Source organism: Microbacterium sp. APC 3901 (assembly GCF_030407765.1).
In the GTDB taxonomy this organism is placed as follows: domain Bacteria; phylum Actinomycetota; class Actinomycetes; order Actinomycetales; family Microbacteriaceae; genus Microbacterium.
Genome location: NZ_JASDCU010000009.1, coordinates 63,072 through 83,588, shown reverse-complemented (window position 1 = coordinate 83,588; position 20,517 = coordinate 63,072). Strand labels below are relative to the sequence as shown.

The following is a 20,517-nucleotide window of genomic DNA, read 5'->3' as shown; positions in this document are numbered from 1 at the left end:
ATGACCCACGCGCTCACCCCCGCTGCTGCCTGGAAGCAGATGCAGGACGGCAACCAGCGATTCGTCGATGATGCGCCTCAGCACCCGAACCAGGATGTGGCTCGTCGTCGGCACCTCGCCGCAGCACAGCATCCGGTCGCCACTCTGTTCGGCTGCTCCGACTCGAGACTCGCCGCGGAGATCATCTTCGATCTCGGACTCGGCGACCTGTTCGTCGTGCGCAACGCCGGCCAGGTGATCGGCGAATCGATCGTCGCGAGCCTCGAGTACGCGGTCGCCGTGCTGAACGTGCCTCTGATCGTCGTCCTCGCGCATGACTCGTGCGGCGCGGTGCGAGCCGCCATCGACGGCACGGCCATCGACGCTGCTCCCCTGCCGCCGCACATCTGGAAGCTCATCGCCCCGATCGTCCCGGCGGCCCGCAAGGTGCTGGCTGAGAGCGGTGGCACCACCGTCGACGAGATCGACGCCGATCTCGTCGGCGCCGAGCACCTGCGCAACACCGTCCGCGACCTGCTGCAGTCGTCGGAGGTGATCTCCAGCGCCGTCTCCGAGGGACGGCTGGGCATCGTGGGAGCCAATTACCGTCTGGCCGAGGGCACCGCGGTGCCCGTCATCACGGTCGGAATCGACACCGACGGAATCGACACCGAGGGGCACGGCCCCGCAACCAAGGAGGGTTCGGAATGACCGACACACACCAGCGCAGCGGCGATGCAGCGGAGTACCGCATCGAGCACGACACCATGGGTGAGGTGCGGGTTCCCGTGAACGCGCTCTACGGCGCCCAGACGCAGCGCGCCGTGGAGAACTTCCCGATCTCGGGCAAGGGTCTCGAATCGACGCAGATCGCCGCGCTCGCGCGCATCAAGAAGGCTGCCGCGCTCGCGAACAAGGAGCTGGGAACCCTCGACGGTGCCATCGCCGACGCGATCGCGCAGGCCGCCGACCAGGTCGCCGCAGGTGCTCACGACGGCGAGTTCCCCGTCGACACCTACCAGACCGGCTCGGGCACGTCATCGAACATGAACATGAACGAGGTGCTCGCCACCCTCGCGACCCGCATCCTCGGTGCGAACGTGCACCCGAACGACCACGTGAACGCCTCGCAGTCGTCGAACGACGTCTTCCCGACCTCCGTGCACATCGCCGTCACGCAGGCGCTCATCGACACGCTGATCCCCGCGCTCGACCACCTCGCCGTCGCCTTCGAGGCCAAGGCCGATCTGTGGAAGGACGCGGTGAAGTCCGGCCGCACGCACCTGATGGATGCCACCCCGGTCACGCTCGGCCAGGAGTTCGGAGGCTATGCCCGACAGATGCGCCTCGGCATCGAGCGCGTGCAGTCTGCGCTTCCTCGCGTCGCCGAGGTCCCGCTGGGCGGCACTGCCACCGGCACCGGTATCAACACGCCGCTCGGATTCCCGCAGAAGGTCATCGAGCTGCTCGCCGCCGAGACCGAGCTCCCGATCACCGAGGCGAAGGACCACTTCGAGGCCCAGGCGAACCGTGACGGACTCGTCGAGGCATCGGGCGCACTCCGCACGATCGCGGTCTCGCTGACCAAGATCAACAACGATCTGCGTTGGATGGGCTCGGGCCCCAACACGGGTCTCGGCGAGCTGCACATCCCCGACCTCCAGCCCGGGTCGTCGATCATGCCCGGCAAGGTCAACCCGGTGGTTCCCGAGGCCGTGCTCATGGTCTGCGCCCGGGTGATCGGCAACGACGCGACCGTCGCGTGGGCGGGCGCATCCGGCTCCTTCGAGCTGAACGTCGCCATCCCGGTCATGGGCACCGCAGTACTCGAGTCGATCCGTCTGCTCGCGAACGCGTCGCGCGTGCTCGCCGACAAGACCGTCGACGGACTCCAGGCCAACCTCGACCGTGCGGCGGCATTCGCCGGCATGAGCCCGTCGATCGTCACCCCGCTCAACAAGCTGATCGGATACGAGGCCGCGGCGAAGATCGCCAAGCACTCGGTCGCGAAGGGCATCACGGTGCGCGACGCGGTCATCGACCTCGGATATGTCGAGCGCGGCGACCTGACGCTCGAGCAGCTCGACGAGAAGCTCGACCTGCTCTCGATGACCCACCCCGGTTGATCGCGAGCCGGTCCCACCACTTCGGGGGCCGACACACCGGATGCCGAGCGCAGGAGGCTTTCCCGCTCGGCAGCTGGTGTGTCGGCCCCCGATGTGTGTGACAGAGCACTGTTCCTGCAACTGGTCGCACGCCGGCGGTTTCTGCACCGCTGCCGGAAGGACGCCCACGCGTGACGTCACGGCGCAGAGAGAACTGCCACGATGCGGGGATGCTCGATCCACGACTCACCCTCGATCGCCTTGGCGGGCTCGCTCGCGGAACGCGCCTCCAGCACCACGGTCTCGACCGCCCCGCCCTCACGAGAGCTGTGCGGGCAGGGCACATCGACCGCATCCGGCCGGGACTGTTCGCCTCGCCGACAATCCCTGAATCGCTCCGACGAGCCGCTGCGCACGGCGGCGCCCTCACCTGCAGCGCGGCGCTGCGCCATCACGGCGTGTGGGTCCTCGCAGACGCGGACCGCGTGCACGTCTGGATCGGCCGGCGCGGCCGGACCTATGAGCACGACGGATGCCGATGCCGAAGCCACTTCTTCCGGGGCACTGTGCCGCTCGGAGTCGTCGATGTCGAGACGGCTCTCATCCACCTGTTCCGCTGCGAGGGCGAGGAGTCGTTCTTCGCCTCATTCGAGTCCGCTCTGCAGCGTCGCGCCCTGACACGCGCGGCGCGCCTCCGGATCCGGGCGGCTCTCCCGGCATCCGCCCGGTGGCTCTTCGAGCTCGCACAAGACGGTTCGGAGAGCGGACTCGAATCGATCCTTCGCCTGAGACTTCACCTGCTCGACATCGTCCTCGCTGCTCAGGTGACCATCGACGGCGTCGGTCGCGTCGACTTCGTCCTGGGTGGGCGGCTCATTCTCGAAGTCGACGGGCGCGAGAACCACGCCGGTCATGATCGTCGCCACAAGGATCTCGTCCGGGATGCCAGAGCCTCCGCACAGGGGTATGAGACCTTGCGCTTCGACTACGCACAGGTCATCCATGACTGGCCCTCCGTGCAGGCTGCCGTCATGGCGGCTATCCGCCGCGCGGACGATCTCAGCTGACAGCATGACCGTTCCTTGGCGCCGATGCTCATTCCGGGGGCCGACACACCAGACGTCGACTGCATCGGTTCAAGAAGGGCGGCGTATGGCGTGTCGGCCCCCGAGATGAACCGCAGACGGAAGCGAATCGACGACGCATCCTCCGAGACACACGACAGCTCAGCTGAGCTCGCCTCCCTCCAGAAGCTCCGTCACGAGCGCCGCGATGGCGGAGCGCTCGGAGCGCATCAGCGTCACATGGGCGAAGAGGTCGTGCCCCTTGAGCGTCTCGATCACACTGGCGATACCGTCGTGGCGGCCGACCCGGAGGTTGTCCCGCTGACCGACGTCGTGGGTCAGGATCACTCGGGAGTTCTGCCCCATGCGACTGAGCACCGTCAGCAGCACGTTGCGTTCGAGGGACTGCGCCTCGTCGACGATCACGAACGCGTCGTGCAGCGACCGACCGCGGATGTGCGTGAGCGGAAGCACCTCGAGGATGCCGCGTTCGACGATCTCCTCCATGACGTTGCCCGAGACCACCGAGCCGAGCGTGTCGAAGACCGCCTGCCCCCACGGCCCCATCTTCTCGCCCTGGTCTCCGGGCAGGTAGCCGAGCTCCTGGCCCCCGACGGCGAACAGCGGCCGGAACACGATGATCTTCTTCTGCTGCTGCCGCTCGAGCACCGCCTCGAGACCCGCGCAGAGCGCCAGTGCCGATTTGCCGGTGCCCGCACGCCCGCCGAGCGAGACGATGCCGATGTCGGGATCGGTGAGCAGGTCGATCGCGATCCGCTGTTCGGCGGATCGGCCGTGCATGCCGAAGATGTCGCGATCGCCGCGCACGAGCTTGTACTCGCCGTCGCCGGTCACCCTGCCGAGGGCCGAACCGCGCTCGGAGTGGATGATGAGTCCGGTGTTGACCGCCAGGCCCCTGGCGTCTTCGCTGATGCCGACCTCGCTCTCGTACAGGTCGCTGATGTCATCGCCTGACAGGTCGAGCGTGGTGATGCCGGTCCATCCCGAGTCGATGGCCTGCTCGGCGAGGTACTCCTCGGCGCGAAGACCGAGGGACGCCGCCTTGACCCGCATCGGCAGGTCCTTCGAGACGATCGTGACGTCCTGCCCGTCCTGCGCGAGGTTCATCGCGACGGAGAGGATGCGGGTGTCGTTGTCGCTCAGCCGGATCCCGGCGGGGAGCACCGAGGCATCGGTGTTGGCCAGCTCGACGCGGAGCGTGCCGCCGTCGCCGACCTCGACCGGGAAGTCCAGACGCCCGTGTTCGATGCGCAGGTCGTCGAGGTGACGCAGCGCCTGGCGCGCGAAGTAGCCGATCTCAGGATCGTGGCGCTTGCCTTCGAGCTCGGTGATGACCACGACCGGCACGACCACCGAATGCTCGGCGAACCGGAAGAAGGCCTGAGGATCACTCAGCAGGACGGACGTGTCGAGCACGTATGTCCGGAGATCCTGGTCAGGATCAGCGGAGGCTGCTCTTGTCGTCGTCTTACGGGTGGACTGCTGCGCTGTGCCTGTGGACTGCTGCGCTGTACGTGAGGTCACGACCCACTCCCGACCCGGGGAATCCCGGTGTGTTCGAACGAGTCGACCAGGGGGTCACGAGTCGTCAACCTGAGGCCGACCCGACGGGCGCTTTGCCCGATGCCTAGAAGCTACGACCACGCGCCGACATTCGCTCGCCTCGACACGCCAAGAGTTCGTTACGCGTTGATTAACGAATCGTGTCCGACGGCGTCGCCCGAGACGTCAGCGACCGAATCGCCGATCGCGATCCGCGAAGTCACGGATCGCTCGGAGGAAGTCGACCTGTCGCAGATCCGGCCCGAGCGCCTCGACGAAGTAGAACTCGCTGTGGGCGCTCTGCCACAGCAGGAAGTCGCTCAGCCGCTGCTCCCCGCTCGTGCGGATGACGAGGTCCGGATCCGGCTGGCCACCGGTGTAGAGATGCTCGCCGATCATCTCGGGCGTGAGGTGTGCGGCGAGGTCTTCGATGGTGCCTCCGGACGCCTGGTGCGCCGTCACGATGCTCCGCACGGCATCGACGATCTCGTTGCGTCCGCCGTAGCCGACCGCGAGGTTGACGTGCAGTCCCGTGTGCTCACGCGTGCGCTCCTGCGCGTCGTCGAGCACTCTCGCGAGTTCGGCAGGGAGGATGTCGGAGCGACCGACATGCTTCACTCGCCAGTTGCCTTCTCGCGACAGCGCCTCGGCGAGCTCCGCGATGATCTCGATCAGGTCGGCCAGCTCGGCCGAGTCGCGCTTGAGCAGGTTGTCACTCGACAGAAGATAGAGCGACACCACACGGATGCCGAGCTCGTCGCACCATCCGAGGAACTCCCGCATCTTGGCGGCGCCCGCCCTGTGCCCCTCTGCAGGAGTCTCGTAGCCGAGCTGTCGGGCCCATCGTCGATTGCCATCGATCATCATGGCGACGTGATGCGGGACCGACTCCGGGTCGAGGTGTCGGCGAAGCCTGCTGGTGTAGAGCCGGTACAGCGGCCCCCGCCCCTGAACATCGCGTGACATCACCTCCCTACGCTATCGTGCCGGGGCCGGAGTCACAGGGGCTGACGCTCAGGTTATGTACGCTCGCCTGCATGGTCGCCCGCATAGAGTGAGGGCGTGAGCACACCCGACTCCGCGGTACCCGATGTCCCTCAGCTGCCCCTCATGGAGGATGCGGCGCACGATGCCGCGGTCGAGATCAAGCCCACCTGGCGGGGCTGGCTGCACGCAGCCACCTTCCCGATCGCGATCGTCGCCGGTGTGGTGCTGATCGCCGTCGCACAGGGCGGAGCCGCGAAGTGGGCAGCCGCGGTGTTCATGGCGTCATCGCTGCTGCTGTTCGGCAACTCGGCGCTGTATCACCGGATCGACTGGAGTCCGAAGGTCAAGATCGTCCTCAAGCGGATCGACCACGCGAACATCCTTCTCCTGATCGCCGGCACGTACACCCCGCTCGCGGTGCTCGCGCTCCCGCCCGGCAAGGGCGCGCTGCTCCTCGTCTTCGTCTGGTCGGGGGCACTGGTCGGCATCCTGTTCCGGGTGTTCTGGATCAATGCCCCTCGGTGGCTGTACGTCGCGCTCTATCTGCTGCTCGGTTGGGCGGCGGTGATGTACCTCGCCGATCTGTTCGTCGCGAACGCGACCATGATGGCGCTCGTCATCATCGGGGGCCTGCTCTACACCGGCGGTGCGATCGTCTATGCGCTGAAGAGGCCGAACCCGTGGCCGGGCCATTTCGGCTTCCACGAGATCTTCCACCTGTGCACGGTGCTCGCCTTCCTGTGCCACTGGGTCGCGTGCCTGCTCATCGCGCTGGCACCGCTGTCCCCGTCGCTCGGGGCCTGAGAACGCTCCGGGGCGGTCAGCGCTTCTCGGGGTTGTCGTCGCCCTCACGGACGATCGGCAGATCGGCATCCGTCTCGGTCGCCTCGTCGGCCGCGAGCGCGGCCTCTTCGGCGTCGAGCTCTTCCCTGACCTCTTCGCGATAGCGGACCCGACGGATCCGACGGTTCATGTCGAGGATCAGCAGGATCACCGCGATCAGGATGATCACGACGGCGGCGAAGCCGACGAAACCTGGAGTGACCAGCTCCGGTGCCACCGTCATCGAGGGCGTGGGCATCGGGGTCTCGGTCAGAGCGAGCATGGAGTCTGCCTTTCATGCGCAGGTCGCATAACCTGGAGTTACCAGCCTAACGACCGGAAGACCCACCCCGTGACGACCGCAGAACAGCTCGATGACCGCTATGGCCGCACCCGAACCCGGCGGGGTCCGTGGATCGTCGTCATCATCCTTGCCGCACTTCTCGTCGGCGCGTTCGGCTGGATGATCGTCACGTCGCAGATGAATGCGGTCGACTCCGACGATCTCGGCTTCGACCTGGTCGACGAGCACAGCGTCACGGTGCGCTTCCAGATCACCGGAGTGCAGGGCAAGGACGTGGCCTGCGTCGTCGAGGCGCTCGACGAGGAGTTCGGAGTCGTCGGCTGGAAGGTCGTCGAGATCCCTGCCGGAGACACGCATTCGCAGGCGCTCTCGGCCACGGTTCCCACCGTCTCGGCCGCGACGACAGGTTTGGTGAACAGCTGCTGGGTCGCTTAGACTCGTGCCAGACAGATGACGCCCTGGCACCGTGCCGGGGCGTCTTGGCATATCCCCCGCGGAACGTCGCCGGGTACTTACCGAAGGAGCTTCGTCATGTCTACTGACGCTCAGGTTCCCTTCCTCACGCAGGAAGCGTATGACCGGCTCGTCGCCGAGCTCGAGCACCTCTCCACCACCGGTCGCGAAGAGATCGCCAAGCGCATCGAAGCGGCTCGCGAAGAGGGCGACCTCAAGGAGAACGGCGGATACCACGCCGCGAAGGACGAGCAGGGCAAGCAGGAGGCGCGGATCCGCACCCTCGAGAACCTCCTCAAGACGGCCAAGGTCGGTGAGGCACCCGCGAGCCGCGGCATCGTCGAGCCCGGCACCGTCGTGACCGCGATGGTCGCCGGCGGCGAAGAGATCTTCCTGCTCGGCAGCCGCGAGATCGCCGTGGGCAGCGACCTCGACGTGTACAGCGAAGCCAGCCCGCTCGGGCAGGCGATCCTCGGACTCAAGGTCGGCGAGAAGTCGTCGTACGAGGCTCCGAACGGGCGCGCGATCTCGGTCGAGATCGTGAAGGTCGAGACCTACACCGGCTGACACCGGTCGCACCGCGACAGCGTTTCGATGTGCCGATGCCCCGTCCACTCGGACGGGGCATCGGCGTATCCGGACGTCGCGTCAGTCCGGCACGACGATCGGATGGAAGCCGGCGTGGCGGAGTGTGTCGAGGGTGTGCTCGGAGTGCTCCGCACCGCGCGTCTCGACACTGAGCTCGAGGAACACCTCGCTGATCTGCAGGCCGTGTCCGTGGCGCGTATGCATCGCCTCGATGACGTTCGCCCCTGCCGCGGCGATCAGCTCGGACACCCGCGCGAGCTGACCGGGGCGATCGGGCAGTGGGATGCGGATCGTGAGGTATCGACCCGACGCGGCGAGTCCGTGCGCGACGACGCGCTGCAGCAGGAGCGGGTCGATGTTTCCTCCTGACAGCACCGCCATCGTGGTGCCCGTCGCCGAGACCTTGCCCGCCAGGATCGCGGCGACACCGGCAGCGCCGGCCGGCTCGACGACCACCTTGGCCTGCTCGAGCAGGATCAGGATCGCTCGCGCCAGATCGTCGTCCGAGACGGTGACGACCTCATCGACGAGATCCTTGATGATGTCGAACGGGATGGCGCCGGGGCGCGCGACCAGGATGCCGTCGGCGATGGTGGGCCGGGTCTCGATGTCCACCGGGTGCCCGGCATGGAGCGACGGCGGCATCGCTGCCGCGTTCTCTGCCTGCACGCCGATGATGCGCACTGTTCGACCGAGCTGAGCCGCACGGGCCTTGACCGCGGCGGCGACCCCCGCGATCAGCCCTCCGCCGCCGATGCCCAGCACGATCGTGTCGACCTCGGGTGCGTCCTCCAGCAGCTCGAGTCCGAGAGTGCCCTGGCCGATCACGACGTCGCGATGGTCGAACGGGTGGATGAGCATCGCTCCGGTGCGCTCGGAGAACTCCGCCGCGAGCCGGAGCGAGGTCGCGACGGTCTCGCCCTCGAGCACCACCTCCGCGCCGTAGCCGCGCGTGGCGAGCAGCTTCGGCACCGGCACGCCGATGGGCATGAAGATCGTCGCAGGGATGCCGAGAGCCTGCGCCGCCAGAGCGACCCCCTGCGCGTGATTGCCGGCCGAGGCTGCGACGACCCCATGCGATCGCTCTTCGGCGCTCAGGCGGGAGAGCCGGTAGGCCGCGCCGCGGATCTTGAACGACCCCGTGCGCTGCAGATTCTCCATCTTGAGCAGAACGGGGGCACCGAGGACGTCGGAGAGAGCGCGTGAGGGCAGAGTCGGTGTGTGCGTGATCACCTCAGCCAGACTCTGAGCTGCGCTCTCGAACTCGGTCAGGCTGGGAACTGCGCTCATCGATTCCTCCGTGTGCGCTCGCGCGGCACTGTGCTCCAGATCAGGTCTGCGTCCGGTTGATCGCCGGTGCGCCAGGCACCGGTGCTGACAGTCACGGCCGCGACGTTGACGAAGGCCGCGAGAGGCACCGCGAACAGTGCTCCGGGTATGCCGCCGACCATCGAGCCCCCGGCGACCACCAGGACGACGGCGAGCGGATGCACCTTGACGGCCGAGCCCATGAGGATCGGCTGCAGGATGTGGCCCTCGAGCTGCTGCACGCCGAGCACGACGGCCAGCATCGCGAGCGCGATCCAGGGGCCGTTGTAGACGAGGGCGAGCAGAACGGCGATCGCTCCGGTCACGACGGCACCGACGATGGGGATGAACGAACCGAGGAAGACGAGCACCGCGACGGGGATCGCCAGCGGAACGCCGAGCAGCGCGGCTCCGAGGCCGATGCCGACGGCGTCGATCGCGGCGACGAGCAGCTGCGTGCGTGCGTAGTTGACGATCGTCGCGAAGCCGTTGCTCCCCGCGGCGTCGGCAGCAGGGCGTGCGGCACGGGGGAAGAGGCGCAGCGTCCACTTCCAGATGCCCCGCCCGTCGGCCAGCAGGCAGATGAGGATGAACAGCGAGAGCACCGCGCCCGTCACGACGTGCGCGGCGGTGGTGCCGACCGCGAGGGCGCCGTTCAACAGAGCCTGCGTCTGCTCGTTGATGATCTCGAGGCCCTGGTCGATGTAGCCCTGGATCTGCGATTCGCTGAGGTGCAGCGGGCCGTCGAGCAGGAAAGTGCGGAACTCGTCTATCGCTTGGGAACTGCGCTCCTGCACGTCGGGGAGCTGCGCACGGATCTGCCAGATCACGAGCCACAACAGCAGCGAGACGATCGCCAGCGTGCCGATGATCGAGAGGGCGACGGCCAGCCAACGCGGGAAGCGGTGGCGCAGCATCCACTGGAAACCCGGCCAGAGCAGCGCCGTGATCAGGATGCCCACCATCAGCGGGATGACGAGCAGCTTGAGCTCGATGACGAGCCAGATGAAGCCGGCGACGACGGCCGCGAGCAGCAGCAGCCGCCACGCGTATGCCGCCGCGATGCGCAGTCCGATGGGCACTGTCGCATCGGCGTCGATGGGGGAATTCCGGTCCGGGGACACAGGGCGCGGTCGGAAGAGATCTCTCAGCCGCGGTCGCTGCTCTTCGCTCATCGCCCAAGTCTAAGGCGCTGTCACCACAGGTCCTGACGGGCATGGGCCCGTATGTCGGAGACCGGCGATAGCCTGACGTGGTGACCGACACCCTCAGCGCTGCCCAGGCCCGTCGCATCGCACTCGCCGCTCAGGGTTTCTCACGTGCACGCCCCGCGTCGGTGTCGGCCCGGCACATCCACCGGGCGATGGATCGACTCGGAGTGCTGCAGATCGACTCGGTCAACGTGTTCGCGCGGTCTCACTACATGCCGCTGTTCTCGCGCCTGGGTGCCTACGATCCGGCTCTCTTCGACCGCGTCTTCCACTCGCGCACGACCCACTACGTCGAATACATGGCTCACGAGGCGACGTTCATCCCCGTCGAGGACTGGCCGCTTTGGCGGTTCCGCATGGATCATTTCCGCGCCAGATGGGCGGCGGCCGACTCCTGGACGAGCACCAACACGCGCACCCTCCGCTGGGTGCAGGACGAACTCCGCGCCAGAGGTCCGCTGCGACCGGCGGACCTCCGGGACGATGCTCCTCGTGAGCGAGGCACCTGGTGGGATTGGGACGACGTGAAGCTCGCCCTCGAGCATCTCTGGCGTACCGGCGATGTGGCGATCAGCGGCCGAAAGGGCTTCGAGCGCACGTACGCGCTCGCCGAGCAGGTGATCCCCGACGCCATACTGTCGCAGGAGGTGCCCCGTGAGGACGCGATCCGCGAGCTCACCCGGCGAGCGGCGCGATCGTCAGGTGTCGCAACCCAGTCGGACCTCGCGGACTACCACCGCATCCGCGATCGCGCGGCGGTGGCACGGTCGATCGCAGATCTGGTCGACTCCGGCGAGATCCTCCCGGTCTCGGTGCGCGGATGGGACAGAGGTGGTCGCCCGCTGCCCAGCTGGCGACACCGCGATGCAGTGCTGCCGCGCAGGATCGACGCCGCCGCTCTCCTGACGCCATTCGACCCGGTGGTCTGGTTCCGTGACCGCGCGCTGCGCGCCTTCGAGCTCGACTACCGGATCGAGATCTACGTTCCTGCCGAGAAGCGGCGATACGGGTATTACTCGCTGCCCGTGCTCGTGGGTGACCGGATCGTGGCGCGTGTCGACCTCAAGGCCGACCGCGCGACGTCGACGCTCCAGGTGCAGTCGGCCTGGTGGGAGCCTCAGTCCCGACCGGACGCGGATGCCGAGAGGATCGCCGCTGAGCTCGCGCTCGCGGCTGACTGGCAGGGGCTCGCGCATGTCTCCGTCTCGCGCTGGGGCACGGCGGCCGAGGCACTGCATGCAGCGCTGTCCGGTCGCGCAGACACGTCGGTGCGTCGCCACGTGCATGCCAGGGAGAGCGCCGAATGACTCGCCGGCGCGCATGGGCGATAGGCGTCGTCGTCGCCGCGCTCCTCGTGGCGGGGGCTGCGGTGTGGCTGTGGCAGGCGTCGAGCGGCGCCCCCTCGTCAGAGGCCACGCCGACCGCGACGAGCTCGCCGACGCCCGACCCCGACATCGATCTGCGGGCGCTGGCGCAGCAGTCCCTCGACGAGCACCTCGAGGACTGCACGTCCGCCGAGATCGCCGAGGGCGTCGTTCCTGACGGATGCGGCATCAGGATCCCGTGGGGAACCGAGTTCGCCGCGGTCGACGACGTCCGCTTCCGCATCGAGCAGCTGCCGATGTTGACCCTGACGGCTGACGGCGTCACCGCCGAAGACGGTTTCATCGCCGAAGACGGTTTCATCGCCGAGGGCGGCATCCTCGTCGCGACCGTGTCGGGAACCGCGCAGGACGGCAGCCCGAGAACCGAGACCTATCGCACGGAATCATGGACACTCCGCGGCGACGTGACCGTCGAGGACGGCGAGGTCGATCTCGACGTGTGGTGAGCACTGCTCCGGGTCAGCATCCGAAGACGCGGAAGGCCCGATGCGCCGGTGCACATCGGGCCTTCCTGCAGCTCAGAACTGCACGCGGGGCGGCTCGGAGATCGCGCCGCTGTCGGCGACCTCGAAGAACTCGCGCTCGGTGAATCCGAGCCCCTTCGCGAAGAGATTGTTCGGGAAGACCTTGATCTTGGTGTTCAGCTCACGCACCCCGCCGTTGTAGAAGCGACGCGCGGCCTGGATCTTGTCTTCGGTGTCGACGAGGGCCTGCTGCACCTGCAGGAAGTTCTGGCTCGCCTGCAACTGCGGATACGCCTCCGCGACCGCGAAGAGGCTTCGGAGCGCCTGCTGGAGGTGCCCCTCTGCGATCCCCGCCTCACCGGGACCGCCTGCTGAGAGCGTCTCGGCTCGCGCTCGAGTGACGTTCTCGAAGACCGCCTTCTCGTGCGAGGCGTAGCCCTTCACCGTCTCGATGAGGTTGGGTATCAGATCCGCCCTGCGCTTGAGTTGAACCGTGATGCCGCTCCACGCCTCGTCGACGCGGACGTTCAGCTGCACCAGCGAGTTATAGGTCGCCCAGAGGTAGATTCCGATGAGCAGAATCACACCGACGACGATCAGTACCGGCACGAGCCATTCCATCAGAGGCCCACCCTTCCTCGTGTTTGTCTCATCCTATCGGCGCAGCCTGCGCGTCGACTGGGTGCGCGCGGTCAGGCGCAGGACCGGGTCATGCGCCGAGAACCCGATCCAGGTAGCGGTTGGTGAACCGACGATCGGGATCGAGCCGGTCGCGCAGCGCGATGAAGTCGGCGAAGCGGGGATAGCGCTCCTGCAGCTGCTCAGCCGTCTGCGTGTGCAGCTTGCCCCAGTGCGGGCGTCCTCCGTGCTCGAGCATGATCTGCTCCACGGCCTCGAAGTAGGCGGACGGGTCGGCGCGCCAGTATCGATGCACCGCGATGTACCCGCTCGCCCTGCCGTATGCCGTCGAGAGCCATCTGTCGTCCTCCGCCGCGAAGCGCACCTCGATCGGGAACTCGATACGCCACCCGCGTCGCTCGATGAGCTCGCGGACAGCGCGGAACGCCGGCACGACGTTCTCGACGGGCACCGCGTATTCCATCTCGCGGAACCGCACGGTGCGGCTCTGCGTCAGGGCACGGTGCGACAGCTCGGTGTACCGCCGGTCTCCCGTGAGCTTCACGGCGAGCCTGTTGAAGGGCGGCGTGATGGCCGGCACGGTCTGTGCGGTCGCGCACACCGCCCGGTACACGCCGTTCGAGAGCAGCGTCTCGTCGATCCATCGTCCCAGCACAGGAAGCGGCTGCCGTCTCGTCGACTCGGGCACCCTCGTCTGTCTCTTGGTCAGAGCGATGTCGGTGTGCGGAAACCAGTAGAACTCGAAGTGATCCGATGCCGCGACCCTGTCGTGCAGGGTCTCGAGCACATCCTCGAGCGGCGCGGGCTCATCGACCGCCTCCATGAGGTAGATCGGTACGCACTGCAGGGTCAGATCGACCAGGACACCGAGCGCGCCGAGGCCCAGCGCGACCGCAGGGAGCAGGTCGGTGTTCTGCCGCTCGTCCACGCGGAGGAACTCCCCCGCGGCGGTCACCAGGGTCGCACCGACGATCTGAGTCGCGAGCCCGCCGAAGCCTGCGCCGGTGCCGTGCGTCCCGGTCGAGATCGCCCCCGAGATCGACTGCCGATCGATGTCGCCGAGATTCTCCATCGCGAGGCCGAACGGTGCGAGGAGCGACGGGATGCGATGCAGTCGCGTTCCCGCGAGCAGAGTCGCTCGCCCCGTGGCCGCATCCGCCGACACCAGACCCTGCATGTCATCGAGCTCCAGGAGCACCCCGGGCGCGACGGCGATGCCCGTGAAGCTGTGCCCCGCGCCGACCGCCTTCACCGTGAGCCCCTGCGACACCGCCGCGCGGACGGCGCGCTGCACGCCTTCGGGGGTGCGCGGACGCTCGACGCGAAGCGGTGTGACCTGCGCAGACCTCGCCCAGTTCTGCCAGGTGCCACCGATCCGGGTCACAGGAACGCCTTCCCCTCGCCGCGATACGTCGGCAGCTCATCGACGATCTCATCGCCCGAGACGAGCTGGTAGGTGTCGATGCGCTCGGCAGGCTCGCCGCTCTTCGCGTGGCGGAACCAGACACGGTCGCCGACGCCGAGCCGCGCAGCCTCCCGACCTTGCAGCGGTGTCTGCACCTCGCCGGCGGCCTCACGAGACAACGTGCGCAGTCCCTGCGGCCACACGGGCAGCGGCTGACGTGACGCGACGGCGGGTCCGGAGGCGATCCATCCGCCGCCGAGCACCGTCGCGATGTCGGCAGCAGGCCGCCGCACCACGTCGAAGGCGAAGGCGGACGCCGGTGCGGGGCGGAACGATCGATATCCATCGAAGAGGTGCCCGCCGAGCAGTCCGCTGCCTGCGCTCGCCTCCGTCAGCGATTCGTCGCTCCCGGTGAACTCGAGCGAACCGGTGCCACCGCCATTGAGGAACTCGAGTGCTGCGACCTCCGACAGTGCGCCGACTATCGCGGCCCGACGCTCGCGCAGTTCGGATCGGGAACGCGCCTGCATGAGGCGTATGACCGGCGCATCCGCTCCGGCGTTGTCTCCCTGGCCCGCGATCTGAGCCTCGTACATCTGCAGCCCGACGAGCCGGAAGCCGGGGCGGCGCACGATCTTGCGTGCGAACGCAGCGACCTCACCCGCGGTGAACAGAGCTGACCTCCGCACTCCGATGTGGCCGAGTGCGATCGATCGCAACGACGCGTCTGCGTCGATCGCGACCCGGATGTCGGGTCGGCGGCCGGCAGACGCCACGCTGTCGATGATGTCGAGGTGTGCCGGATCGTCGACCATCAGAGTGATCCGTCGCGCCGCCTCTTCGGACGCGAAGAGCTGCGCGAGTCCGGCGCGGTCGACTGTCGGATACCCGAGGACGATGTCGTCGTGCGTCTCCGCGAGCCACAGCGCCTCGGCCAACGTGAAGGCGAGTATCCCTCTGAACCCGGGCATCTGCAGCACCGCGTCGAGCACCGAGCGGATCCGCACGGACTTCGACGCGACACGGATGGGCAACCCTCCCGCACGGACCAGCAGATCGAGGGCGTTGTATCGCAGCGCGTCACGATCGATGACCGCCACGGGAGCGGGCAGGTGGCCGCTCGCCGCTGACAGGCGCGGCCAGTATCGTGACGGGTCGTGCCACTCGGGTGACACGGAGCGTGGTCCCTGATCGGGGCTCAGATCGGCGGTGAGGTCGAGCACTCCCCCACCCTATGGGGTGGATGGACTCGGGTTCATCGTTTCTGAGATCGAGTCGCGCCGCCGGTCGTGACCCGAATCTGGAAATCTCGATACATCGGCGGCCGTCGTCGTAATGAACAGGATGGATCGCCGTCTTGATCACTGAGACCGTCATCCGTGGCGGTCTCGTCGGCCGTGCGCGGTCGGTTGCCGGGGGGCGATGCTGTCTCAGCAGCATCACAGGGGGGCGGGCGCTGGGACGCCCGTCCCCCTTCGCTCGGACGAGCGGTGAGGACATGTCGCCGTGCCTGCCGCCGCCACCGAGGACTCCCCGTGTACTCTGAGCCAGTCACGGCATGAAGCCCCCGTAGCCCAATGGCAGAGGCAGGCGACTTAAAATCGCTTCAGTCTGGGTTCGAGTCCCAGCGGGGGCACGTTCGGCTCCGGTCAGTCCTCCACGCCTCGCTCTGCGGCGCCGGGTGCGCGCGCGCTCTGGACTCCGGGCGTGCGAGCCTCACGCACACGTCGGACGATCAGCACGGCGAGCGCGATGGCGATGGCCGAGTACACGGCGTAGTCGAGGTAGCCCAGCAGATGTTCGAGCTGCTCGTGCTGGGTTCCGAGCAGAGCACCGAACCCGATGAGCAGGGCATTCCACAGGCCGCTGCCCACGATCGTGTACACGCTGAAACGGATCAGGTTCATGCGGGTTGCGCCCGCGGGGATGGAGATGAGGCTCCGCACACCGGGAACCATGCGACCGACGAGCACCGTCCACGCACCGCTTCGCCGGAACCAGTCCACCCCACGGTCGAGGTCGGTATGGCTGACCAGTTTGGTGGCCGAGAGGAGCCGCACCGCTCGTTCGACGCCGATGGCCGCCCCGAGCCAGTAGAGCAGAAGCGCGCCGATCCACGACGCGAGAGTGCTCCAGAAGATCAGCCAGCCGAGGGTGAGGTCGCCGCTCTGACTGAGATACCCCGCGAAGGGCAGGATCACCTCGCTCGGGATGGGTGGAACGAGCACCTCGAGGAACACCAACACACCCACACCGATGTCGCCGAGTTGAGTGAGGACGTCGGCTGCGAATCCGGTGAGACCGGAGAACCCGTGATCCGCTGCCGAGGTCTCGGTCGCGGTGAGGCCGGCAGCGCTCATCGGCCGAACAGATCGCCGAGTCCGGGAACCCCGAGGTCGCCGAGCCGCTGCCCCCACTCGCTCGCCGTGTCGCCGAGACCCGAGACGGTCTCACCGGCCGATCCGAGAACCCCTTCTGCGGCTCCCGCGAGCTCCGCACCGCCGAGGCCGCTCGCGATCGCCTCGATGTCGACGCCCTGTGCGAGGGCGTCGAAGTCGACGCCGAGACCGGCCGCCTGCTCGAGCAGCGGAGCAGCGACGGCACTGCCGACGGCGCCCACCGCGACGATCCCGAGCGCGCCCACGGCAGCTCCCCCGACCGCACCGGCGGCGCCGAACCCGCGCACTCTCGAGAGGATGCCGCGCATGCGCCCCGGGCTGGCCGCCTCGGAACGACCCGCCGCGCGGGCGAGATCATCGGGCGACGACGATGCCGGGCGCTCGCCCGGAGCGAGTTCCGTGTTCATGCGCTCCTGCACCTGCGCCCGCTGGGCGGGAGTCAGGCGCGCGAACGCCTCTCGGTGGATCTGCTCTACGCGGCGCGGATCAGCGGTCTCGAGGAGGTAGTCGTACCGCGCGATCGCCGCCCGATCGGCATCCGAGACTGCACCGGCTGCACCGGGCGCCGGCGGCGAGTAGGGATCCCGACCCGCAGGGCGTGCAGGCGGAGGCGTGTATCGATCGGTCCCGGTCTGCCGTCCGGCCGATGAGGGCGGCGTCGCTCCGCGCGAACCGCTACGATCCGTGCGGGATCCGGTCTCGTCGAGATCGAGCGCGCGAGCGGCCATCCCGAGCAGTCGGTTGAGTTTTCCCATGGTGACGGTTCCTTCGTGGTGTGGACGACCACGGGACTCGACAGCGGAGAGGCGAGGGTTCATGGTCGTCCGCGGATACGGACGCCAGGTCTCCTCCACCCTCACGGGCCGGTGGGCCGGGACACGACTTCGTATCCGTAATGACGACACCACCGCAGACGGGAGTACTCCCCTTGCCCTGCCGACGGTAGCAAACGCTCCTATGAGACCGATGCGAGACACGCGCCCTCGCCGAAAACGCCGAACGCCTCGACTCCGAAAGGAATCGAGGCGTTCGAGGAGGTGACTGCTACTTGGCAGCAGCCGTCTCGGCGGTCTTCTTCGCGGCCGGCTTCTTGGCCGCCGTCTTCTGACCGGCGGGCTTCTCGTCGGCGGCCTTGTCGGATGCGGTCGCCTGAGCGGCCGGAGCCGTGACGGCCGGAGCCGGTGCATCGGCGGCCGGACGCGGACGGGCGGCGAACTCCTCGAAGACGTAGCGCGGGTTCTGCACCGTCTCGAGGTTCACCAGGTCGCGACCGAGCCACAGGTTGTTCCACCAGCCCCAGACCACGCGGAACTTGCGCTCCCACGTCGGCATGGCGAGACCGTGGTAACCGCGGTGCGCGACCCAGGCGACGAAGCCCTTGAGGGCGATCTTGCCGGACTGGAAGACGCCGTTGTAGAGGCCGAGGCCCGCGACCGCACCGAGGTTCTTGTGGAAGTACTCCTTCGGATCCTCACCGCGCAGCACGGCGACGATGTTCTTCGCGAGGAGCTTCGCCTGACGCACCGCGTGCTGGGCGTTCGGCACGCAGAAGCCGCCGACGCCACCGCCGGACAGGTCGGGAACGGCCGAGACGTCTCCTGCAGCCCAGGCTCCGGGAACGAACGCCTCGGGCGTGCCGACACGGAGGTCTGCACGGGTCTGGATGCGGCCGCGCTCCTCGATCGGGAGGTCACCGCCGCGCACGACCGTGGGGTTCGCCATGACACCGGCGGTCCAGACGATCAGATCGGTCGGGATGATCTCTCCGGTCGACAGCTCGACGTTGCCGTCGACTGCACTGGTGAGCTGCGTGTCGAGGTGCACGTTGGCGCCGCGCTTCGCGAGGTCCTTGAGCACCCATTCGCTCGTCGGCAGCGACACCTCGGGCATGATGCGCCCCATCGCCTCGATGAGGTGGAAGTGCGTGTCGTCGAAGGTCAGCTGCGGGTACTTGCCCACGAGCGACGAGGCCAGCGAGCGCAGCTCGGCGAACACCTCGATGCCGGCGAAGCCACCGCCGACGACGACGACGGAGAGCAGACGATCGCGCTCAGGACCTGCCGGCAGCGACGCGGCCTTGTCGAAGTTCGACATCAGACGGTCACGGATGGCGACGGCCTCTTCGATCGTCTTGAGGCCGATCGCGTTGTCCGCGATGCCGGGGATCGGGAAGGTGCGAGAGACGGCACCTGCCGTGACGACGATCTGGTCGTAGGAGAACTCGTAGGGCTCACCCACCGGCGGGGTGATCGTCGCGACCTTCTCGGCGTGGTTGATGCCGGTCACCTTGGCGGTGAGCACGTTCGTCCGCTTCAAGTGGCGACGGTGTGCGACCACGGAGTGTCGGGCTTCGATCGACCCGGCAGCGACCTCGGGAAGGAACGGCTGGTATGTCATGTACGGCAGCGGGTCGACCATGGTGACGTCTGCTTCACCCTTGCGAAGGTGCTTCTCCAGCTTCCACGCCGTGTAGAAGCCTGCATAGCCTCCACCGACGATCAGAATCTTGGGCACAGTGCTGTTCTGAGGCACAGGGGGACAACTCCTCGGGAGTCAGGGATGTGGCGTGCGAGCGCGCGCCGATCGGATGCGCCGGGCAGCTGCGGTGACGCCAAGCGCTATCAGGATACCAGGGACTGTGAGCGCAATGAGCGGCAGGGTACCGTAGCGCAGCGATTCAGCGCTGGGAAGCAGCGGTGAACCGGGATCTGTCGGAGCGTCCGCGTCCGGCAGCGGCGGCACCTCGACCGGCGCGGCGGTGGGTTCGGGCTGCGGAACGCTCTCTGCGCGTCGGAACAGGCGGACCCACTCGGCGAGATCGCCCATCGGATTCTCGGAGACCTTCGGAAGGTCGGCTGTGATCGCTGCGTCGGCATCCACCAGCCCGTAGCCGTAGAGAGGATCGGGAGGGTCGGCCATGCCGGGGACCTTGATCGCGGTCTTGATGATGCGGTTGATGACATTCGCCGCATCGAGCTCGGGATGCGCAGACCGGACGAGGGCTGCGATGCCCGCGACGATGGGCGCTGCACCGCTCGTGCCGCTCCAAGGCACGACCGTGCCGTCTGCGGACACGCCCCGAAGACCCTCGCTGGGCGCCGCGATTCCGATGGTGATCCCCTGGGTCGACGCCTCGATGCTCGCCGTGCCCGTCTGGTCGACTCCGCCGACCGTCAGCACGCCAGGGATCGTCGCCGGAGCGCCGATGATGTTGGTCCCGCTCCCCCGGTTGCCCGCGGCGACGACCACCACCACGTCGTGCTCGAAGGCATAGAGGAACGCATCGTCCCAGCTCCTGTCCCAGTCCAGCGTGTTCGTGGTGAACGAGAGGTTGATGATGTCGGCTCCGTGGTCGACCGCCCATCGCATGGCCTTCGCGACCTGCTCGGTGAACGGCACGGCGGCCGCGGCGCCGAAGCCCACGGAGATGGACAGCAGATCGGCCTCGGGAGCGACTCCGATCATCCCCTTGCCATCGGCGGAGCCTCGTCCTGCGGCGAGTGACGCGACCCATGATCCGTGATTGCCGTCGATGGCGCCCACCGGGGTGCGCCCGTCGGGGGTTCCCGTGCCCGACACGTCGGTGCCGCCGACGACGGCGCCGTCGAACACGCCAGGAACCTTGGCGATCCCGGTGTCGATGATGGCGATCGTCACCCCATCGCCGCGTGTGGTCTGCCACGCATCACGGATACCGGCTCCGTCGAGCCAGTACTCGGCTGCGCGATCCGGGTCTGCGGGGTCGTCCGGCACGGGCCCGGGCGGCGGGGTCGCAGCGCCCAGGAGCAGGACGGATGCCACGATCGTCGCCATCGCGACACCGTTGCGCAGCATCCGCGGC

20 protein-coding genes and 1 tRNA gene are annotated in these 20,517 nt (G+C 67.9%); 9 read left to right on the top strand and 12 right to left on the bottom strand.

Annotation, left to right across the window (positions count from 1 at the left end; translation table 11 throughout):
- The 3 genes from QMA07_RS10015 (at position 1) to QMA07_RS10005 (ending at position 3,151) form a co-directional block, all read left to right on the top strand.
- Complete coding sequence (locus QMA07_RS10015; RefSeq protein ID WP_290161425.1) at positions 1-690, top strand: carbonic anhydrase; 690 nt, start codon at positions 1-3, stop codon at positions 688-690.
- On the top strand, positions 687-2,105 hold the full coding sequence (locus QMA07_RS10010) for a class II fumarate hydratase (RefSeq protein WP_290161424.1): 1,419 nt from the start codon (positions 687-689) through the stop codon (positions 2,103-2,105). Before QMA07_RS10015 ends, QMA07_RS10010 begins: the two co-directional genes overlap by 4 nt.
- A 209-nt stretch (positions 2,106-2,314) precedes the next feature.
- On the top strand, positions 2,315-3,151 hold the full coding sequence (locus QMA07_RS10005; RefSeq protein WP_290161423.1) for a DUF559 domain-containing protein: 837 nt from the start codon (positions 2,315-2,317) through the stop codon (positions 3,149-3,151).
- A gap of 159 nt (positions 3,152-3,310) precedes the next feature.
- Here the strand turns inward: QMA07_RS10005 and QMA07_RS10000 are convergent, their stop codons facing one another.
- Both QMA07_RS10000 and QMA07_RS09995 read right to left on the bottom strand, forming a co-directional pair.
- Positions 3,311-4,693: a PhoH family protein gene (locus QMA07_RS10000; protein ID WP_290161422.1), complete on the bottom strand. Its 1,383-nt coding sequence runs from the start codon at positions 4,691-4,693 to the stop codon at positions 3,311-3,313.
- Between the two features lie 204 nt (positions 4,694-4,897).
- A complete protein-coding gene (locus QMA07_RS09995; protein WP_290161421.1) occupies positions 4,898-5,677 on the bottom strand; it encodes an isoprenyl transferase in 780 nt (259 codons plus the stop codon).
- A 144-nt stretch (positions 5,678-5,821) separates the two neighbouring features.
- On the opposite strand from QMA07_RS09995, the gene QMA07_RS09990 reads away from it, so the two are divergent.
- Complete coding sequence (locus QMA07_RS09990; RefSeq protein ID WP_290161607.1) at positions 5,822-6,502, top strand: hemolysin III family protein; 681 nt, start codon at positions 5,822-5,824, stop codon at positions 6,500-6,502.
- A gap of 16 nt (positions 6,503-6,518) precedes the next feature.
- On the opposite strand, the gene QMA07_RS09985 is transcribed toward QMA07_RS09990, so the two are convergent.
- Positions 6,519-6,803 (bottom strand): hypothetical protein, encoded by a 285-nt coding sequence (locus QMA07_RS09985; protein ID WP_290161420.1) that lies wholly within the window; start codon positions 6,801-6,803, stop codon positions 6,519-6,521.
- A gap of 69 nt (positions 6,804-6,872) precedes the next feature.
- Here QMA07_RS09985 and QMA07_RS09980 point away from each other — a divergent pair, with 69 nt between their 5' ends.
- A complete protein-coding gene (locus tag QMA07_RS09980; RefSeq protein WP_290161419.1) occupies positions 6,873-7,259 on the top strand; it encodes a DUF4307 domain-containing protein in 387 nt (128 codons plus the stop codon).
- Between the two features lie 96 nt (positions 7,260-7,355).
- On the top strand, positions 7,356-7,844 hold the full coding sequence (gene greA / locus QMA07_RS09975; protein WP_140036577.1) for a transcription elongation factor GreA: 489 nt from the start codon (positions 7,356-7,358) through the stop codon (positions 7,842-7,844).
- An 81-nt stretch (positions 7,845-7,925) separates the two neighbouring features.
- On the opposite strand, the gene ilvA is transcribed toward greA, so the two are convergent.
- Both ilvA and QMA07_RS09965 read right to left on the bottom strand, forming a co-directional pair.
- Positions 7,926-9,155 carry a threonine ammonia-lyase gene (gene ilvA / locus QMA07_RS09970; RefSeq protein ID WP_290161418.1) on the bottom strand — a complete coding sequence of 410 codons (1,230 nt, stop codon included), beginning with the start codon at positions 9,153-9,155 and terminating at the stop codon, positions 7,926-7,928.
- Positions 9,152-10,348 carry an AI-2E family transporter gene (locus QMA07_RS09965; RefSeq protein WP_290161417.1) on the bottom strand — a complete coding sequence of 399 codons (1,197 nt, stop codon included), beginning with the start codon at positions 10,346-10,348 and terminating at the stop codon, positions 9,152-9,154. Before QMA07_RS09965 ends, ilvA begins: the two co-directional genes overlap by 4 nt.
- An 80-nt stretch (positions 10,349-10,428) precedes the next feature.
- Between QMA07_RS09965 and QMA07_RS09960 the strand changes: the two genes are divergently transcribed.
- Together QMA07_RS09960 and QMA07_RS09955 are read left to right on the top strand one after the other, a co-directional pair.
- Complete coding sequence (locus tag QMA07_RS09960) at positions 10,429-11,691, top strand: crosslink repair DNA glycosylase YcaQ family protein (RefSeq protein ID WP_290161416.1); 1,263 nt, start codon at positions 10,429-10,431, stop codon at positions 11,689-11,691.
- Positions 11,688-12,215, top strand: coding sequence for a hypothetical protein (locus QMA07_RS09955; RefSeq protein ID WP_290161415.1), 528 nt, complete (start codon positions 11,688-11,690; stop codon positions 12,213-12,215). The genes QMA07_RS09960 and QMA07_RS09955 overlap by 4 nt, the downstream gene beginning before the upstream one ends.
- Before the next feature lie 72 nt (positions 12,216-12,287).
- Here the strand turns inward: QMA07_RS09955 and QMA07_RS09950 are convergent, their stop codons facing one another.
- The 3 genes from QMA07_RS09950 to QMA07_RS09940 all read right to left on the bottom strand — a co-directional run bounded on the left by QMA07_RS09950 (position 12,288) and on the right by QMA07_RS09940 (position 15,500).
- Positions 12,288-12,854 (bottom strand): LemA family protein, encoded by a 567-nt coding sequence (locus QMA07_RS09950; RefSeq protein WP_056508667.1) that lies wholly within the window; start codon positions 12,852-12,854, stop codon positions 12,288-12,290.
- An 88-nt stretch (positions 12,855-12,942) separates the two neighbouring features.
- Positions 12,943-14,256, bottom strand: a complete 1,314-nt coding sequence (locus QMA07_RS09945) for a D-arabinono-1,4-lactone oxidase (RefSeq protein ID WP_290161414.1) — start codon at positions 14,254-14,256, stop codon at positions 12,943-12,945.
- A complete protein-coding gene (locus QMA07_RS09940) occupies positions 14,253-15,500 on the bottom strand; it encodes an alanine racemase (protein ID WP_290161413.1) in 1,248 nt (415 codons plus the stop codon). The genes QMA07_RS09945 and QMA07_RS09940 overlap by 4 nt, the downstream gene beginning before the upstream one ends.
- Before the next feature lie 340 nt (positions 15,501-15,840).
- Between QMA07_RS09940 and QMA07_RS09935 the strand changes: the two genes are divergently transcribed.
- Positions 15,841-15,913 (top strand) — tRNA-Leu (locus QMA07_RS09935).
- Positions 15,914-15,926: 13 nt separating this feature from the next.
- Here QMA07_RS09935 and QMA07_RS09930 read toward each other — a convergent pair.
- The 4 genes from QMA07_RS09930 to QMA07_RS09915 all read right to left on the bottom strand — a co-directional run bounded on the left by QMA07_RS09930 (position 15,927) and on the right by QMA07_RS09915 (position 20,510).
- Positions 15,927-16,637, bottom strand: a complete 711-nt coding sequence (locus QMA07_RS09930) for a DedA family protein (protein WP_290161412.1) — start codon at positions 16,635-16,637, stop codon at positions 15,927-15,929.
- Complete coding sequence (locus QMA07_RS09925) at positions 16,634-17,431, bottom strand: cation-transporting ATPase (RefSeq protein ID WP_290161411.1); 798 nt, start codon at positions 17,429-17,431, stop codon at positions 16,634-16,636. Before QMA07_RS09925 ends, QMA07_RS09930 begins: the two co-directional genes overlap by 4 nt.
- A gap of 289 nt (positions 17,432-17,720) precedes the next feature.
- On the bottom strand, positions 17,721-19,190 hold the full coding sequence (locus tag QMA07_RS09920) for an FAD-dependent oxidoreductase (RefSeq protein WP_290161410.1): 1,470 nt from the start codon (positions 19,188-19,190) through the stop codon (positions 17,721-17,723).
- Between the two features lie 39 nt (positions 19,191-19,229).
- Entirely contained in the window at positions 19,230-20,510 is a 1,281-nt protein-coding gene (locus QMA07_RS09915) for a S8 family serine peptidase (RefSeq protein ID WP_290161409.1), read from the bottom strand.
- Positions 20,511-20,517: the final 7 nt, after the last annotated feature.

Bases quoted from the DNA above. Each gene is read 5' to 3' on its own strand.
- QMA07_RS10015 (WP_290161425.1), top strand. From the start codon at position 1: ATGACCCACGCGCTCACCCCCGCTGCTGCCTGGAAGCAGATGCAGGAC.
- QMA07_RS10010 (WP_290161424.1), top strand. From the start codon at position 687: ATGACCGACACACACCAGCGCAGCGGCGATGCAGCGGAGTACCGCATC.
- QMA07_RS10005 (WP_290161423.1), top strand. From the start codon at position 2,315: ATGCTCGATCCACGACTCACCCTCGATCGCCTTGGCGGGCTCGCTCGC.
- QMA07_RS09995 (WP_290161421.1), bottom strand. From the start codon at position 5,677: ATGTCACGCGATGTTCAGGGGCGGGGGCCGCTGTACCGGCTCTACACC.
- QMA07_RS09990 (WP_290161607.1), top strand. From the start codon at position 5,822: ATGGAGGATGCGGCGCACGATGCCGCGGTCGAGATCAAGCCCACCTGG.
- QMA07_RS09985 (WP_290161420.1), bottom strand. From the start codon at position 6,803: ATGCTCGCTCTGACCGAGACCCCGATGCCCACGCCCTCGATGACGGTG.
- greA (WP_140036577.1), top strand. From the start codon at position 7,356: ATGTCTACTGACGCTCAGGTTCCCTTCCTCACGCAGGAAGCGTATGAC.
- ilvA (WP_290161418.1), bottom strand. From the start codon at position 9,155: ATGAGCGCAGTTCCCAGCCTGACCGAGTTCGAGAGCGCAGCTCAGAGT.
- QMA07_RS09965 (WP_290161417.1), bottom strand. From the start codon at position 10,348: ATGAGCGAAGAGCAGCGACCGCGGCTGAGAGATCTCTTCCGACCGCGC.
- QMA07_RS09955 (WP_290161415.1), top strand. From the start codon at position 11,688: ATGACTCGCCGGCGCGCATGGGCGATAGGCGTCGTCGTCGCCGCGCTC.
- QMA07_RS09950 (WP_056508667.1), bottom strand. From the start codon at position 12,854: ATGGAATGGCTCGTGCCGGTACTGATCGTCGTCGGTGTGATTCTGCTC.
- QMA07_RS09930 (WP_290161412.1), bottom strand. From the start codon at position 16,637: ATGAGCGCTGCCGGCCTCACCGCGACCGAGACCTCGGCAGCGGATCAC.
- QMA07_RS09925 (WP_290161411.1), bottom strand. From the start codon at position 17,431: ATGGGAAAACTCAACCGACTGCTCGGGATGGCCGCTCGCGCGCTCGAT.
- QMA07_RS09915 (WP_290161409.1), bottom strand. From the start codon at position 20,510: ATGCTGCGCAACGGTGTCGCGATGGCGACGATCGTGGCATCCGTCCTG.